This window comes from Enterobacter sp. LM3, assembly GCF_046622475.1.
Taxonomy (GTDB): Bacteria; Pseudomonadota; Gammaproteobacteria; order Enterobacterales; family Enterobacteriaceae; genus Enterobacter; species Enterobacter cloacae_P.
Map to the genome: position 1 here is coordinate 119,013 of NZ_JBJURN010000001.1, position 16,475 is coordinate 135,487.

The 16,475-nt window shown below is 55.2% G+C and carries 12 protein-coding genes; 1 reads left to right on the top strand and 11 read right to left on the bottom strand.

Going from position 1 to position 16,475, the window contains the following annotated elements; translation table 11 throughout:
• Positions 1-19 precede the first annotated feature (19 nt).
• Genes mukB through cmoM form a run of 4 tightly spaced genes read right to left on the bottom strand, consistent with a single transcriptional unit; the run spans position 20 to position 7,258 of the window.
• Entirely contained in the window at positions 20-4,468 is a 4,449-nt protein-coding gene (mukB, locus tag ACJ9N4_RS00580) for a chromosome partition protein MukB (protein WP_182919719.1), read from the bottom strand.
• Entirely contained in the window at positions 4,468-5,172 is a 705-nt protein-coding gene (mukE, locus tag ACJ9N4_RS00585; protein WP_182919718.1) for a chromosome partition protein MukE, read from the bottom strand. Before mukE ends, mukB begins: the two co-directional genes overlap by 1 nt.
• Positions 5,153-6,475 carry a chromosome partition protein MukF gene (gene mukF / locus ACJ9N4_RS00590; protein WP_182274395.1) on the bottom strand — a complete coding sequence of 441 codons (1,323 nt, stop codon included), beginning with the start codon at positions 6,473-6,475 and terminating at the stop codon, positions 5,153-5,155. The genes mukE and mukF overlap by 20 nt, the downstream gene beginning before the upstream one ends.
• Positions 6,476-6,478: 3 nt before the next feature.
• The gene (cmoM, locus tag ACJ9N4_RS00595; RefSeq protein WP_182919717.1) at positions 6,479-7,258 is read right to left on the bottom strand and encodes a tRNA uridine 5-oxyacetic acid(34) methyltransferase CmoM; all 780 of its coding nucleotides are present in this window, start codon (positions 7,256-7,258) and stop codon (positions 6,479-6,481) included.
• Positions 7,259-7,382: 124 nt separating this feature from the next.
• Here cmoM and elyC point away from each other — a divergent pair, with 124 nt between their 5' ends.
• Positions 7,383-8,162 carry an envelope biogenesis factor ElyC gene (elyC, locus tag ACJ9N4_RS00600; protein WP_182274393.1) on the top strand — a complete coding sequence of 260 codons (780 nt, stop codon included), beginning with the start codon at positions 7,383-7,385 and terminating at the stop codon, positions 8,160-8,162.
• On the opposite strand, the gene ACJ9N4_RS00605 is transcribed toward elyC, so the two are convergent.
• The 7 genes from ACJ9N4_RS00605 to ACJ9N4_RS00635 all read right to left on the bottom strand — a co-directional run bounded on the left by ACJ9N4_RS00605 (position 8,139) and on the right by ACJ9N4_RS00635 (position 16,446).
• The gene (locus tag ACJ9N4_RS00605) at positions 8,139-9,032 is read right to left on the bottom strand and encodes a YcbJ family phosphotransferase (protein ID WP_182919716.1); all 894 of its coding nucleotides are present in this window, start codon (positions 9,030-9,032) and stop codon (positions 8,139-8,141) included. The two genes, elyC and ACJ9N4_RS00605, sit on opposite strands and share 24 nt — an antisense overlap.
• Before the next feature lie 145 nt (positions 9,033-9,177).
• Positions 9,178-9,924 carry a 3-deoxy-manno-octulosonate cytidylyltransferase gene (kdsB, locus tag ACJ9N4_RS00610; protein ID WP_182274391.1) on the bottom strand — a complete coding sequence of 249 codons (747 nt, stop codon included), beginning with the start codon at positions 9,922-9,924 and terminating at the stop codon, positions 9,178-9,180.
• Positions 9,921-10,103: a protein YcaR gene (ycaR, locus tag ACJ9N4_RS00615; RefSeq protein WP_006174474.1), complete on the bottom strand. Its 183-nt coding sequence runs from the start codon at positions 10,101-10,103 to the stop codon at positions 9,921-9,923. The genes kdsB and ycaR overlap by 4 nt, the downstream gene beginning before the upstream one ends.
• Positions 10,104-10,148: 45 nt before the next feature.
• Positions 10,149-11,378: a winged helix-turn-helix domain-containing protein gene (locus ACJ9N4_RS00620; RefSeq protein WP_182274390.1), complete on the bottom strand. Its 1,230-nt coding sequence runs from the start codon at positions 11,376-11,378 to the stop codon at positions 10,149-10,151.
• A gap of 44 nt (positions 11,379-11,422) precedes the next feature.
• The gene (lpxK, locus tag ACJ9N4_RS00625) at positions 11,423-12,400 is read right to left on the bottom strand and encodes a tetraacyldisaccharide 4'-kinase (RefSeq protein WP_182274389.1); all 978 of its coding nucleotides are present in this window, start codon (positions 12,398-12,400) and stop codon (positions 11,423-11,425) included.
• Positions 12,397-14,145 (bottom strand): lipid A ABC transporter ATP-binding protein/permease MsbA, encoded by a 1,749-nt coding sequence (gene msbA / locus ACJ9N4_RS00630; protein ID WP_182274388.1) that lies wholly within the window; start codon positions 14,143-14,145, stop codon positions 12,397-12,399. The genes lpxK and msbA overlap by 4 nt, the downstream gene beginning before the upstream one ends.
• Positions 14,146-14,181: 36 nt before the next feature.
• Complete coding sequence (locus tag ACJ9N4_RS00635) at positions 14,182-16,446, bottom strand: ComEC family protein (RefSeq protein WP_411500190.1); 2,265 nt, start codon at positions 16,444-16,446, stop codon at positions 14,182-14,184.
• Between the last annotated feature and the right edge of the window lie 29 nt (positions 16,447-16,475).

Sequence of the window (16,475 nt, forward strand, 5' to 3'; positions counted from 1 at the left end):
CTCATTGTAACAAAACGCCTCAGGAAGCGTCCGCCGTTCCCGGCAACGACTCCGGTGGTTGCGGTGCAAAACCACGCAACCCGACAACGTGTACATGTTCACTGTTCTGGAACACTTTACGCACCAGCTTATAGGTAGTGCCTTTTTCCGGGCTGATATTTTCTGGCGCAGCAATGATGAGCTGCATATCCAGACGATCGCACAGCTCAAACAGCGTCGCGATGGAGCGGGCGTCAAGACGCGCGGCTTCGTCAAGGAACAGCAGACGGCATGGGGAGATATCTTTACCACGCAGACGACGCGCTTCATCTTCCCAGCTCTGTACCACCATCACCAGAATCGACATACCTGTGCCGATAGCTTCACCGGTAGACAGCGCACCGGACTCCGCACGCAGCCAACCGTCAGAACCACGGTTAACCTCAACTTCCATTTCCAGATAGTTGCGGTAATCCAGCAGCTCTTCGCCGATGGTTTGCGGCGTACGTTGCCCCATATCAATCTGCGGATTCAGGCGTTGATACAGTTTCGCCAGCGCCTCGGAGAAGGTCAGACGGTTGCTGTTGAACAGATCCTGATGCTGTTCATGCTGCTCAGACAACACATCCAGCAGCGTTGCATGCGCTTCGCGTACGTTCACGTTCAGACGCACGCTGTTTACCTGGCCAAACGACACGCTCTGCAGTCCCTGGTTCAGCTGGCGGATACGGTTCTGCTCGCGCTGAATGGTTTTGCGAATGATGTTCGCCACGCTGCGGGAGCTGATAGCCAGTTTCTGCTCGCGGGAGGTCAGCTCTTCCGTCAGGCGGCCCAGTTCGATTTCCATCTGTTCAATGGCTTCAACCGGATCGTCGGTACGGATGATGTCCTGACGAATACGTTCACGCAGATGCTGATAAACGGCAACGAAGAACTGAATTTTACGCTCAGGACGTTTCGGATCTTCTGACATGCGCAACACGTCACGCAGGTGTTCGTTATCCGCCACCGCCAGACGCAGCGCACCCAATGCCTTATCCGACATGGAGCGCAGTTCATCCGCAGAGAGATAAGCCAGCTCGCGACGGTGCAGACGACGTTCAACGTTATTGTCTTTCACCATGCGCATCACGGCGCACCAGCCCGCCTTCGCGGACACGACCTGCTCGCGCATTTCGTGATAATCGCGCTCCAGCTTGCGCAGGCGACGGGTCAGGTTATCCATTTCCGCTTCACAGAAGGTCAGCGCTTTTTCCAGCTGGTTGCGGCGCGCACGGTTATTGCTGAGCTGGCTGTGCAGTTCATCACGACGAATACGCGCTCGCTCTTCTGCACCGCTGTCGGCACGCACGCCGATATCCTGCAGCTCTTTTTGCAGATCGTTTAACAGCTCTTTCTTGGTGTCATAAGAACTTTTCAGTGAGGCCAGAACCTGGTTGTACTGACTCAACTGAGCCGCGTGGCTACGCATCGCTTCACGGGCACGGGTACGTTCCGCCTCTGCCTGCTCAAGGCGCTGGCGCAGCTTTTCATTCAGATCGCTGTTGCCGCTCAGCATTTCCGCCGAATCGGAGTAACCGAAGTGAGCACGACGCTGCACGACTTCCGTCAGGGCAAACGCCTGCTGACGCGCTTCGCGCTGCACCTGCTGAGACCAGGCATAATCTTCTTTTAACTGTTCAAACTGCTCCGGATCGCTCTGAAGAACGGAGACAACCGGCTCCAGTTTCGCCAGTTGATTGCCGTGTTGCTGCACGAAACGTGCCGCTTCCTGGGCTTCGTCCAGGCGTTCCTGGATTTCATCCACGCGATCGGCCAGCGTTTCGTCCGCCAGCAGGTTCAGACGCGGCAGAATGCGGTTAAGAGCGGCTACGCCCTCTTTCGCCTGTTCGAACTGAACACGGCTCTGTTGGTTGTCATTTTCATGGTTGGCAATCGCACGCTCCAGCTCACCCCGGCGGGTGTTGAGCTTGCGAATTTCCGCTTCAGGATCAGCGTCAAAGGCCACGGCCAGATGGCTGCCAATAAAGCGGCTGAAGGCCTGGTGCAGACGCTGGGTTTTCTGCACGTCAAACGACAGCGTCGCAAAACGTTCAGACAGCGTTTCACGCTCGGCATGCAGGCTTTCAATGCGGCTTTCACGCGCAGCGCGGCCAAACAGGGGAAGTTCAGGGAAGCGTGAGTAACGCCACTGACGGTCAGCGATTTTCACCACGACCGCTTTTTCCAGCTCGTCAACGCTAAAGACGCTGTCATCGAATGACTGCGGATCTCCTTCGATCAGATAGAGATCTTCCGGGCAATCTTCCAGCCCGGCAAGCTGCTCAGAAATCAGCGACAGATCAGGAACCACAATCGCATTACGCGACGGGCCATACAGCGCAGAGAAGTACGGCGCATCATCCAGACCCACGTCGTCATAAATTTCGGACAGCAGTACGCCGCCAAAACGTTCCGCCAGGGTATTCAGGCGTGCATCTTCTGCGCCACCCGGCTGGCTTAAGCGTTCAATCTCTTCGTCGACGTCACGTTTACGTGCGCCGACTTCGTCACGCTCAACAATCGCTTCACGCTCTCGCTCCAGCAACTGCTGCAGATATTCGGTCACTTCCTGGCTGGATGCAAACTCAGCACCGCACTGCTCGCTGAGCTGGTTCAGGCTACTTTGGGCGGCAAGCCAGACTGGCGCACGCTGCAACAGCGTTTGCGAGCGGGACTGCAGCTGCTCCATCTCCTGGCGCAACGTCATTCGCTGTTCGCTGGCGCTGGAGACGGTGTCAGAAAGTGCTGCAATGCGCGCTTCCAGCTCCTGATGCAGCGCCTCGAGATCGTCGATGTTGTAATGTTTACCCTGGCGCTTGCAGAATTCCGCCAGCAGACGCTCGGCTTCCTGCTGCTCGCGCAGGCGCTGTTCCAGCTCGTTCAGACGCATACGCAGCGGCTGAACCTGCTCGGCCAGATGGCGCTGGTTAACACCGTCGCGCAGCAGTTCACGGGCAACGTCCCACGCTTCGTTACGCGCCAGCGGGCCGTTAATCGATGCCACCAGTTGGTAAGCTTGCTCAAACTGACTGTGCGCCGTTTGTGCCACGCTCATTTTCTGATCGAGCGACAACAGTTTCTCGGTGGCTTCCTGTTCTTTCGCCTGGAAGGTATCCAGCCATTCGTCGGCGCTGTCCGGCGTTAAATCCGGCAGATGGCACAGCTCTTTCGCACGCTGTAGCGCCTGCAATGCCTGGGTGTACTGAATCGCGCGGGTCTGCTGCACGTCCAGCGCCTGCTGGTAATCTGCAAGCTGGCTTTTCAGCTCATCCACTTCCAGCTCAGCGGCTTCGGCGCGGGCTTCGTTCTCTTCCTGCATATCGGCGGCTTCGGCCACCACTTCATTTTGCTCTTCGAGACGAATTTGCAGCTCATCGAGATCTGCTTCGTAGCGCTCGATTTTTTCCTGCTGGCGCAGTGCGGTTTGCACCAGGTTCAGATGATCGCTGGCGGCCTGGTAATCCGCTTCCAGATCGCCCTCGGCACCGTTGTGCTCACCCAGCTCACGCGCCATTTCGACATGCTTATACTGCTCGGCCACCAGCTGTTTGCGCGAGGTAAACAGTTCACGGCGGTACTCTAAGGCCTTATCGAGATGAACCCGGCGCTCATTGGCGTGACGCATATAGTCCGCCGCCACATAGTTGGTGGCTTCGCTGATCAGGTGTTTAAACAGGTCGCGGTCGGACTGGGTAACGCGGATGGCTTCCAGCGTCATGCGGTTTTCACGCAGCGCGGCTTCCATGTCCTGGAACGCCTTACGCACGCCGCTGTTTTCCGGCAACAGGTAGTCACGCAGGGAACGGGTAATGGCGCTGGAGATACCGCCATACAGGGAGGCTTCAATCAGACGGTAGTATTTACTACGGTCAGAGGCGGTACGCAGACGACGAGCCACAATCCCCAGATCGAACATCAGGGAGTGATAGTCGGTAATCGAGTTAAACTGCTTAAACTGTACGCCTTCAATGGTTTCGAGCTTGTCTTTCAGCTCCTGCAGCGTCAGCACGCGCGCCTGACGTTCGTTCAGGGTTTCAGTCAGCAGTGCCGTTGGCTGCATGGACGTTGGCAGCCCCTGGATCGCGAACGGTTTGATATCCACTTTACGGTCGCGACCTGCAACCTGTTGCAGACGCACGCCCACGACCACGCGCTGATGACGGGAGTTGATCACGTCCAGCACCGAATAACAAACGCCCGCTTTCAGCTTACCGTGCAGGCCTTTATCGCGGGAGCCGCTTGTCGCCCCCGCTTCGGTGGTGTTACGGAAGTGCAGCAGCGTCAGATCGGGGATCAGCGCCGTAACAAATGCCGCCATTGTGGTGGATTTACCCGCACCGTTACCGCCGGAGAGCGTCGTCACCAGCTCATCCAGATCGAAGGTTCGGGCAAAGAAGCCGTTCCAGTTAATCAGCGTTAGTGAGCGAAATTTACCGCGTTCAATCATTACTCTTCCTCCCCGCTATCCGGCTGATTGTCTTCATGCTCATCATTGAGCTGCAAATGGTTTTCCACCGGCATCGCTTCCCCGTCGCGGATCATGCGCAGCTGCGCTTCACGCGCGTCGTCGCCCGCACGGACATCGGCACCGAAGCGGAAGACAGATTCCGTAATACGAAATTTGCTGCTGTCGTGACCCATAAACCAGACCATACCCAGACGGCGCAGACGGTTCAGAGAAGAGCGAACTTTTTCCTGTAGCTTCTGACGGTCAAGATCCGAGCCCGTTGAACGGTTGTTCACCAGCTTGAGCAACTTGTTCTCATCAGCCAGTGTTAACAGCTCATCGTAAAGCTCCTGCTGGGTGAAAATACCTTCATTCGCCAGACGCTCCGGGCTGAGATAGAGGTAGCACAAGATTTTGCCAACCATCATATCCAGTTCGGAGAGCACAGAACGCGGGATAAGCGTCGTGGAGCGTGGGCGCAGGTAGAAAAACCCTTCCGGCGCGCGGATAAGCTCAACGTTATAGCGTGCGTAAAACTCTTCCAGGTACTCCTGGAAGTCCATCAAAAAGGCGTGATTATCCAGCTCGTCAAGGCCAATGTGACGACCGGCACGCAGCTGGCTGTCCAGCGCCGGAAATAACGGATTCGCCAGCGCCTGTGCCAGCTTAAGTGGCATCACTTGTTCAATATTTGTCAATGACATGCGCCTGTACCTTGGCTCCGTAATCGTTAATCGGCTGCCACTTCGGCGGCAGTCCGGTGAAATCTGCTTGTGCGACCCCCAGGCGTACCGCCTGGTCTACAACAATGCGGGCAATGTCGAAGTGGCGCGCACGAGGATATTGCGCCAGATAGTCGCGCACCACGAGCCCAAGATCCAGAGGCACTTGTCTGGTTTTATAGACAGCGAGCTGTTCTTCGATCATGGCCGCAAGTTGCTCGCGAATTTCGTTAAATTCTTCGAATTCCAGATCCGGTGGCAGTTCACCGGTAACCTCTTCATCGCGCAGCGCCATCTCTTCGTCACGCATATCGAGCAGACGATCGGCATTGGCGTAGGTGAGCGCCCACGGTGCATCGAAATAGCTTTGTACCGACTGACGCAGACGCTGAGCAAAGACGCGATTTTTATCCATATCAATCGCGGTACGGATAAATTTGTGCACGTGGCGGTCATAGCCGATCCACAGGTCGATCGACTGCTGACCCCAGCTAATAATGCGATCGAGTTTGCTCTGCAAATCGAAGACCAGACGGTCGATAAAATGCAGGTCATCGTGCGCCAGAGTCGCATCCTGAATGCGCAGCAGGTTAGCCTGTAGCTTATCCCCCGCCGCTTCCAGCGTATCCTGCAGTTCTCGCAGCGTGCCGGAGGTTTCTGACAGTAACAGTTCACAGCTGGAAATGGCCGCACGCCAGTCTTTATTCAGCAGCTGCGCGATATCGTCTTTCACCTGTTGTTGCTGTTCGTCCATCAGACGCTGGGTCAGATCGATGCTGTCGAAGATCTCCGCCACCGAGTATTTCAGCGGCGCATAAACATTGCGGTGCCAGTGGAATTCATCACCGTTTTCATCCGCTGCATCGGCGGCACGCTTAAGTTCGCCCGCAACAATAGAGAGCTGCATGGACAGGCGCAGCGTGGAAAACTCGCGCTGGCGGATGTAGTAATCGGTAATGCCGATACCCAGTGGCGTCAGACGATAAATGGCGTTTCCTTCCGCCTGCTCGCTGGTAAAGCGGTTCAGCAGACGTTGACGCACCATATCGTTGATTGCGTTGTTGGCACGCACGCTAATGGTTTCGCTGGTTTGCTCAAACGCATCACTGACATGGCGGAACGCGTCCACCAGTTCACCCTCGCTCATTTCGCCATCCAGCCGTTCGCCGTTCAGCGTGGCAACCGCCAGCAGGAAAGAGAGTCTGTCTACCGGCAGCGAGATGGAGAAATCGTTTTTCCTGGCCCAGGCAACCAGTTCGGGGACTGTCTGGGAAAATTCACTCATAGGTTATCCTTGCATCTGCGGCTTGTGCGCGGTGACGTGAATATAGCGGCCAAGGCTGACAAAAGGCTCCTGACGGCAATACCGCGTTTCTAATTCTGTTAAGGTGTCAAAACAGTCACGCTGTTTGTGTTTTTCACGCAGATAATCATGAAACACCCTGACGCCCGTCTTCCCGGTTACCTGCCAGCCAATCTCTTCCAGCCAGCCATAGACCTGCTGGGGATCGCGCGGGTAGTCCGGGGAAAGCGTGCGCTTTTTCTTTTTTGGCATCCCGACCTGAACATAATCGAAGTTACCCGCGACCATGTTGTGCATCAGGAAGCCGTTAGCATTGTAGAACATCAGCGACAACGTGCCGCCCGGGCGCAACATCGACCAGAGCGTCTGTAACACGCTTTGTGGATCGGCAACCCATTCCAGCACAGCATGAAACAATATCAGATCAACCTGGGTTTCCAAATGCTGTGCAATGTCCTGAGCGGCGCATTGTATAAAATGCATGTTGTCGCTCACACCTTTCTCTGCCGCCGCACGCGTCGCCCGCGCGACCATCTCGGCAGAAAGATCGCAAAGCGTGACGTGATGACCGCGCTGCGCCATTTTTATGGCCGTCTGCCCTTCACCGCCTCCGGCGTCCAGCACACGCAACGTTTGACCACCGAATGTAGCCAGGATGTTGTCCAGATCCTGCCAGAGGATCGTCTGACGTAGCTGCCCTTTCGTGGTGCCATAAATGTTGCGCGAAAATTTTTCCGCGATGTCATCAAAATTGCGATCCCGCATTGGGAGAGTTCCACTCGCTAACTGCAAAACCGCTATTTTGTCACACCCGAGCGGAGAATGAACCTCTCTGGTGTAATATCACTGACAATCGCCTGCTATATGGTTAAAAAAGGAACCAAAAAGGATGCTTTTTACCCTGAAGAAATACATTGGAGGGATGATGCTCCCCCTTCCACTGCTCCTGCTCCTCATCGCGCTGGGGCTGGGGCTGGTGTGGTTCAGTCGCTTTCAGAAAAGTGGCAAAATACTCATTACGCTGGGCTGGCTGGCGCTGTTGTTGCTGAGCCTGCAACCGGTCGCGGATGGCTTATTACGCCCGGTCGAAAATAAGTACCCGACATGGCAGGGAAATCAGAAAGTGGAGTACATTGTGGTGCTGGGCGGCGGGTACACCTGGGATCCGAACTGGGCACCCAGCTCAAACCTGATCGGCAATAGCCTGCCCCGGCTGAACGAAGGCATTCGCCTGTGGCTGGCCAATCCAGGATCAAAAATGATCTTCACCGGCGCGGCAGCAAAAACGAACCCCGTCAGTACGGCTGAAGCGGGTGCAAGAGTGGCTGAATCACTCGGGGTTCCGCGTGCCTCTATCATCACGCTGGATAGCCCAAAAGATACCGAAGAAGAAGCAGCAGCCGTGAAACAGGCGATCGGCGATGTCCCGTTTTTACTGGTAACGTCTGCCTCACACCTGCCAAGGGCAATGATTTTCTTTGAAAAACTTGGGCTTCATCCACTCCCCGCCCCTGCTAACCAGATGGCCATCGACGCACCGCTCAACCCGTGGGAACGGGCGATACCGTCCCCGATGTGGTTGATGCATAGCGATCGCGTCGGCTACGAGACGCTCGGACGCCTCTGGCAGTGGCTCAAAGGCACGTCAGGCGAGCCAGGGCAGGAGTGATTTTTTCGCAAGATCGAAGTTGGCGCGATTGAAACGGCCGGTATTCACCAGTTGCGCCACTTCATCCCAGAGCAGGTAGAGCCAGCGCCGCCAGAGGAACGCTTCCGCGACGGGCGCGCGCTGTAAATAATGCCACAGCAACCCCTCTGCTGACCCGCTGTCGCTCAACCGGAACAACTCATATTCACGCGGTGCCCAGAGCATAACCCCTGGCCCCAGCATTGCCAGCAGTTGGTCACTGCGGGAGTCTTTCAGCATGCTGCGCAGGGTAAAATTACCGTGTATCAGTACGCAGTTGTCGTTAAATCCGTCGAACAACGTCGGTAAACATTCGCGGGTACGAAACAGAATACGTTTGTCCTGCATCGTTAAACCGGTGTTGCTGAACTGATTGAGCGTCCCCCACAGCACTTCGACCCGCTGGCGATACCACAGCGGCCACAGGTTTTCCTGGGTGCTGTCGACTGGGCCAACCAGCCCACGACTGTCCTGCCGGTGCCAGGCGAGTAGTGCTTCAACAATCTGGTCTTTCAGCTGTTCCCAACGTTCTGGCGTACGCGCCGGAGCCTCAACGGACACCCCGCGTAAACGCTCAATCAACAGAACATCCGGACCGGGGTGTTCCTCATGCGTCATCACGCCGTAAACTGTCGGCATGCGGACTGTCCCTTCCCGTGCCAGCATCGAAATTTTCCAGGCGAGTTGTCTGGCGACACCCGGCGAGGTAAAACTTCGGGCCATCAGTGGCATCGGGTTTCCCTGACTGTCATACAACGACCAGAGTGCGGTATCTGCCTTTTCATTGACACACTCAACCCGGCTTAATTTCTCACCAAGTAAATGGCTAAGTTCGGCACGCAACTGTTCCATATGAGATTACCCCCATTAAGACTACTGCTTTTATAATGAGCGTGCAGACGGCAGATGTCACCCGGAAGAGATCAATTATGGATAAGAAAGGGGAAAAATAGCCAGGCGGGAGAACATCCCCCCAAAAGGAGGGATGCAGGCGTTATTAACGCAATTCTGCGCGAACACGCTCGAGATCGTCAGGGGTATCAACGCCCGTGCCAGGAACTTCCTGCGCCACTGCGACGTGGATTTTTTCGCCATACCAGAGCACGCGAAGCTGCTCCAGCATTTCGATATGTTCCAGCGGGCTGGGTGCCCAGGTAACATAACGACGAATAAAGCCTGCGCGATAACCGTAGATCCCAAGATGACGCAGGAACGTGTCGCCAATCGTTTCTTTGGACACGGCAAAGCGATCGCGATCCCACGGAATGGTGGCGCGGGAGAAATAGAGCGCATAACCCTCTGCGTCCATCACCACCTTCACGGCATTCGGGTTAAATGCTTCTTCCGCGTGATGAACAGGTACCGCGAGCGTAGCCATACCGACCTGACGCTGCGCCAGGTTTTCCGCCACCTGACGGATAATGACCGCCGGGATCATCGGCTCGTCGCCCTGCACGTTCACGATGACCGTATCATCGCTGAAACCGCATTTTTCGACCACTTCAGCCAGACGCTCAGTACCGGACTGGTGATCGGCGCGGGTCATGCATACTTCTCCGCCTGCCGCTTCAACCGCACGCGCGACGTCCGGGTGATCGGTTGCCACAATAACGCGGTCAGCACCGGATTCACGGGCACGCTCAAGCACATGCACAATCATCGGCTTACCGTTGATATCCACCAGCGGTTTACCCGGCAGGCGCGTTGACGCATAACGTGCCGGAATAATGACGACAAAACTCATGGTTTGCTCTCTTCTGCCACCAGGGAACGGGCTTCATTTTCCAGCAGGACCGGAATACCGTCACGCAGCGGGAAGGCCAGACTGTCCAGCTTGCAAATCAGCTCTTGTTTATCCTGGCTGTAGTAAAGTTTGCCGTTGCACACCGGGCAGGCAATAATTTCAAGTAAACGGTGATCCATAGTTCCTCCGTATGGGTAATCGCTAAAGCTTAACACATTCCCTTTTCAGGGAGTGCCTGTTTCCCAGCCACTTCGACAGGTTGTAAATAACCCGTCTGGCACACGACCCAGCGTCACGTTGCTCGCCCCCTGCCAGAGCGCAAAGTCGCTAATGGCGGACGTTAACCCTTTTTCCAGGGCTGCCGTCACTTTTACCCCGTCTTCAAGATAGAGCGCGATAATTTCAAGCGTGCCGGTTTTACGGTGCATTTTGGCATCCATACGCCCCACCAGTTGCCCTTTATGCAGCAGAGGTAAAACGAAGTAACCGTACTGACGTTTTGGTGCGGGGGTGTAGCACTCCAGCCGGTAGCTGAAATCAAACAGCTGTTCGGCGCGTTTTCTGTCCCATACAACCGGATCGAAAGGCGACAACACCGCGCTGTGGGTAGCCTGAAGTTTTCCTTCCTGAGCCTGCGGCAACAGCGGAAGTAGATCCGTATGCAGCCACATATCACCCAGCGTTTCCACAGAAACGGGAACCACACACTGCTCGCGTTGCCACTTCTCGAGCAACGGCTTCAGCGCAGGCTGGCGAAGGCGATAGTAATCCGCCAGCCATTGTGGCCGGAAAATCCCCAGACTACGGGCGCTGTTCTCCAGCATGAGAGCTTCGGCAGAATCCTGGGTGAGCAGATCGCGTCGATCGTCCCAGTGTGGCATTACACGGTGTGTCAGGTCATACACGCGCTGAAAATTACGTCGCTCAACCACCATCACTTTGCCTGATGTAAATAACCCTTCAAGATGACGTTTGTGCGGCTTCCACTCCCACCAGCCGCTCGCACCTTTTCGTGGATGTTCAAAATCAGCGGAGCGTACCGGGCCGTTTTCCTGAATATGCGCGATAAGCTGCTCAATTTCAGCCGCGTGCTCGTGCATCCATTCCTGGCGGTATTTCCAGCCCATCTTGTCCGGGGAGAGCATACGATGGCGAACCAGCGCAAAATCGCTACGCGGCAGGAAGCAGGCCTCGTGCGCCCAGTATTCCATGAGGTCGCCCTGGCTAAGCGCATTGTCCAGCCACTGTGGCTGATAATGTCCCAGACGACTAAACAGCACCAGATAAGGGCTACGCGCCACAATATTAATGGTGTCTATTTGCAGCAATGACATGCGTTGCACGGTAGAGAGGATATCGGCGGGTTGCGCACGGCGACGGGGCTTTTTAAGCAGCCCCTGCGCGGCAAGGTGAAGATTACGTGCAGCTGAAAGCGAGAGTTGCGGTAAAGACATGCGTTTTCCTGTCAGTCAAAGCGCCATCAGAACCGTGTAGGCTGTTAATGCACTAACGCAATCAGTTCCTTAAGCAATTGTTCCGGCTGCTCACCGCTGAGTTCAGCGTCAACCGGCAGATACCACCAGTTTTCTTTCGCAAAGGCGCGGCATTTCACCGCATCTTTTTCTGTCATGATCAGCGTCTGTCCGGGTACCGTCAGCGCATCCACCTGCTCTGCCACCAGCGCCTGATGGTCGGCCAGCGGCACACATTTATCCAGACGAGCACCGCACTGTTCCAGCGTCGAAAAGAAACGTGGTGGATGACCAATACCCGCCATCGCCACCAGCGCAGGCAATTGGGCGACGGCCTGGCGTTCTCCGGTCAACAGGTTCACCGCCATTCCCGGGTGAAGATGCATCGGGATTTCACCCGACTTTGCAACGCCTCCGTTAACAATCACCGCATCAACGGAGCGCAGACGCGAAGCGCGTTCACGCATTGGCCCGGCGGGCAGCCACCAGCCGTTACCGAAACGGCGAACCCCGTCGATCACCACAATCTCTTTATCACGCGCCAGGGCGTAATGCTGCAGGCCATCGTCAGTGATAATTATTTGTACTTCATGTTCAGCAAGAAGCGCCTGAACAGCGTCGCTGCGCAGCGGAGAGACCGCCACTGGCGCGCCGGTACGTTGGTAAATCAATACCGGTTCATCCCCCGCTTCGGCGGTGGTTGTTTCCTCCGCCAGCAGCAGTGGGTATCGCGCCGCTTTACCACCATACCCACGCGAGACAACACCCGGGCGGATACCGCGTTTTTGCAATTGTTCGACGAGCCAGATCACCACCGGCGTTTTACCGTTGCCGCCGGCCGTAAGATTACCCACAACCACAACCGGAACCGGTGCGCGCCAGGCACGCTTGATCCCCAGACGGTAAAGCTGACGAATGATGCCGCTCACCAGGCCGTACAGCCACGAGAGCGGCAAAAGCAGCAGCCACAGCGGGGATTCACCGGACCAGATGCGTGCAATCATTGGCCGAACTGCATCTTGTGAAGCTGGGCGTAAACGCCACGGTGTTCCAGCAAATCAGCATGGCTTCCGCGTTCAACAATCACGCCATCTTCAACCACGACGATTTCATCAGCCTGTTCGATAGTCGACAAACGGTGCGCAATCACCAGCGAGGTACGGTTCTTTTGCAGTTCATCCAGCGCCGACTGAATGGCACGTTCAGATTCCGTATCCAGTGCAGAGGTCGCTTCGTCCAGAATCAGGATTGGGCTATCACGCAGCAGAGCACGGGCAATGGCGATACGCTGACGCTGGCCGCCGGAGAGCAGTACACCGTTCTCACCAATGATCGTATCCAGGCCGTTATCCATCTTATTGATAAAGTCCATCGCATACGCCATGCGAGCGGCATTCTCAATCTGCTCGCGGCTGTACTCTTCGGTACGCGCATAGGCGATGTTGTTCGCGACCGTATCGTTGAACAGATGCACGTTCTGAGATACCAACGCAACCTGGTTACGCAGCGACTGCAGGGTGTACTCCCGCAGGTCGTGACCATCTAACAGGATCTCACCTTCGTTAATGTCGTAGAAACGGGTGATCAGGCTGGCAATGGTGGATTTACCTGAGCCGGAACGCCCCACCAGGGCAACGGTTTTACCCGCCGGAATGGTCAGGTTGATATTACGCAAGGCGGGTGTTTCGCGGCCAGGATAGCTGAAGGTCACATTACAGAACTCAACATCCCCACGGGCACGCTCAATCACACGTTTACCTTCGTCTTTCTCCTGTTCGGAATCCAGAATGCTGAACAGGGTCTGACAAGCTGCCATCCCACGCTGGAACTGGGCGTTAACGTTAGTCAGCGACTTAAGCGGACGCATCAGCGCGATCATGGATGAGAAGACAACGGTGATAGTCCCCGCCGTCAGGGTCTCCATGACGCTCGGGAAGCTCGCCGCATACAGAACAAACGCCAGAGCCAGAGAAGCAATCAGCTGAATCACCGGGTCAGAGATGGAAGAGGCCGAAACCATTTTCATCCCCTGCAGACGCATTTTGTTGCTGACCTTATCAAAGCGGTGGGTTTCGACTTCCTGGCCGCCGAAAATCAACACTTCTTTATGCCCTTTCAGCATCTGTTCAGCGCTGGTGGTCACCTGCCCCATTGTGTTCTGCATATTCTTACTGATGTTGCGAAAACGCTTCGAGACAACGCGAATAGCAATAGAAACAACCGGTGCCAGCACGATAAGGATGATTGACAGCTGCCAGCTGTAATAGAACATCATCGCGAACAAACCGATAATTGATGCCCCTTCACGCACAACGGTAATCAGCGCACTGGAGGACGATGAGGCCACCTGCTCTGAGTCATACGTGATACGAGACAGCAATGTCCCGGTCGATTGCTTATCAAAGAAAGAGACCGGCATGCCCATCATGTGACTGAACAGACGACGGCGCATGGTCATAACCACTTTTCCTGATACCCAGGAGATACAGTAACTGGAAATATAGCTGGTGATACCGCGTAAGATCATCAGTCCGATAACCACCAGAGGCATCCATAGCAACACTGAGCGATCCGTTTTACCAAAACCGTCGTCCAGTAACGGTTTAAGAAGCGATAGCATAAAAGTATCGCTGGCTGCGTTGAGGATTAACGCTACACCCGCCACGATCAAGCCTGGTTTAAAAGGTGCAATCATCGGCCAGAGTCGGCGGAATGTTTGCCACGTGGAGAGATCTTTGTCGTTATGCATTCAAAAAACCAGCATTTGTTGAAATAGCCGCATATTCTACCCGTTATCTACGGGCGCGCCAAACCACTGATGATACCAACGTGGTAAATATTGATCTCGCAAACGTCGGATTTGCCAGTCATGTTGTGAAAAAGTCACAGATATTTGTCCAGATTGGGGTGTATCGTACCAAATATAGCCCTCTTTTCTGTAACGTCTGACCACTTTGCCTGACGGAAATCGCCACGCGTTATAACGTGCTGCCGAGGCCAGCGCGATTTTTCCTTCCACCCGCTGTACCAGGGGGGCTGATGAAGACGTATTACTGCCATGATGGGGTACCTGAATGAGTGTTGATGCAAGATAACGCCAGCGGTGACTAAGCATCGCAAGTTCAGCCTCTGCCTCAATATCACCGGTCAGTAGCACGCTTTGTTCACCATCATCAATTTTAACCACGCAAGAACGCTTATTGCCTTTAGCAGACAGATTTTCAGGTGGCCAGTGGACGGTGAATGTTAACCCCTGCCACTGCCATTGCTGCCCACGAAAACACGGAAGATGCCCCACCCAGCGTAATGAACTTCTTACCCACAAATCGGGCCATGTCTTTTGCAACGACGCCAGCCCTCCAGCGTGGTCGAGATGCTCGTGACTCAGAATGATGCCTTCAGGCCGCAGGTGGTGCCAGCGAAGCCAGGGAACGAGCAGTTGTTGTGCGCTATCACCACCTGGCCAGGCCAGACCGGTATCATATAAAATCGCTTTACCCTGCCGTTCAATAACCATTGCCAGCCCCTGCCCCACATCCAGCATATACAACGTCCAGCTATCGGTTTTAACCGTTCGCCAGAAAGGGAATGCCAGCATCAGTGTTCCTGCCATGCAAACTGCCGGAACCGTTTTCCAGGCACAAAAACGCCAGCCGATCAGAGCAAGCCAGGGCAGCAATGTCAGGTATTGCCAGCGTTCATCAACATTCTGCCAGCCATCCGGTAAACGCATCAGCAACCAGAACAATCCTTCCAGAGATTTATCTGCCGCAAACCAGATGGCCGTTTCCAGTGACGACAGCGGGAGTAAATGTAGCAACATACCGGCCAGGATCAGTGGAACAGAGATAAACGTGACCAGAGGAACGGCAAAGAGATTCGCCACCAGAGAAGAGATGCTGAAACCATGAAAAATCAACACCTGTAATGGCAGGAGCAACAGTAGCATTCCGACCTGTAAATAGATCATATTCACCAGCGGTCGCATATGGCCAAACCGGAGCCAGCGCGGAAGTGGCAGCCACTGATACCAGAAAATCAATGCCGCCACGGCAAAGGCTGACAAGGCCAGGCTTTGCGAAAGTACGGCTAAAGGATCGAAGATCAGAATCGCTGCCACGCAGCAAAACCAGACTTGCCAGGGGGTCCAGCGACGGGCGCTTATCCGCAAGGCCGCCAGCACCGCAAGCGAGATGACGGTGCGCAGTGCAGGTGGTTGCAATCCGGTGAGCCATGCATAAAAGGCCGCAAAGAACAGTCCGCCCAGAACGGGCATCTGCCAGTAAACCCAGTTGCACGGCAAGAAAAACTGGATACCCCGGACAAGTAACCAGGCGATGGATGCCGCCAGCGCAATATGCAGGCCCGAAATCGCCATCAGATGCAGTGTGCCTGTTTCACGCATCAGGTTTTTTATTTCTCGCGGTACATCCAGGCGCTCCCCCATTCCCAGCCCCAGGATCACCGCTCCCCACGGATATGAAGACAACGTATTTTGCAGTGACATCAGATATCGGGCACGCAGGCTGCAGCGATCGTCGACAATTTCAGCCTGAGTAAACCGGCCGCTCAGCGTTTGATGTCGGGCAAAAGCGCTTTGTTGCGCATCATAGCCGCCGTCGTTTAGCTCACCGTGTACTGCCCTGAGGTGCAGCGTCATGGCCCAGCGCTGACCAGCACACACCTTTTGCGGCAGGTAATTGCCATACAGCATTACCCCCGTGGAAGCACTCCAGCGTTTGCCGTTGAGAGTCACAATCTTCCCCTGATGCGTCATTGCCCCATCGGTGGCCGTAATCTCTACCACTGCCCGCTGTACACCCGTGGTTAAATGCTGCATCGGCCATACGCTTTCTTGCGCAGCAAGAATACCCCAGACGCAAAATAACAACCCAATACCGACAAACCTCAGCTCAACTTTTCGCTGGATAGCCAGCACTATTCCGCCAGCAATCATTATCCAGACGATATGGCGTGCTGGCAGTTCAGGTAGCCAGAGTAACGGGACTATCGCCAGAATGGCGCACACACTAATAACGGGAATTCCCATTGCTACCTCCCTGTTTCAGGGCGGTAGTA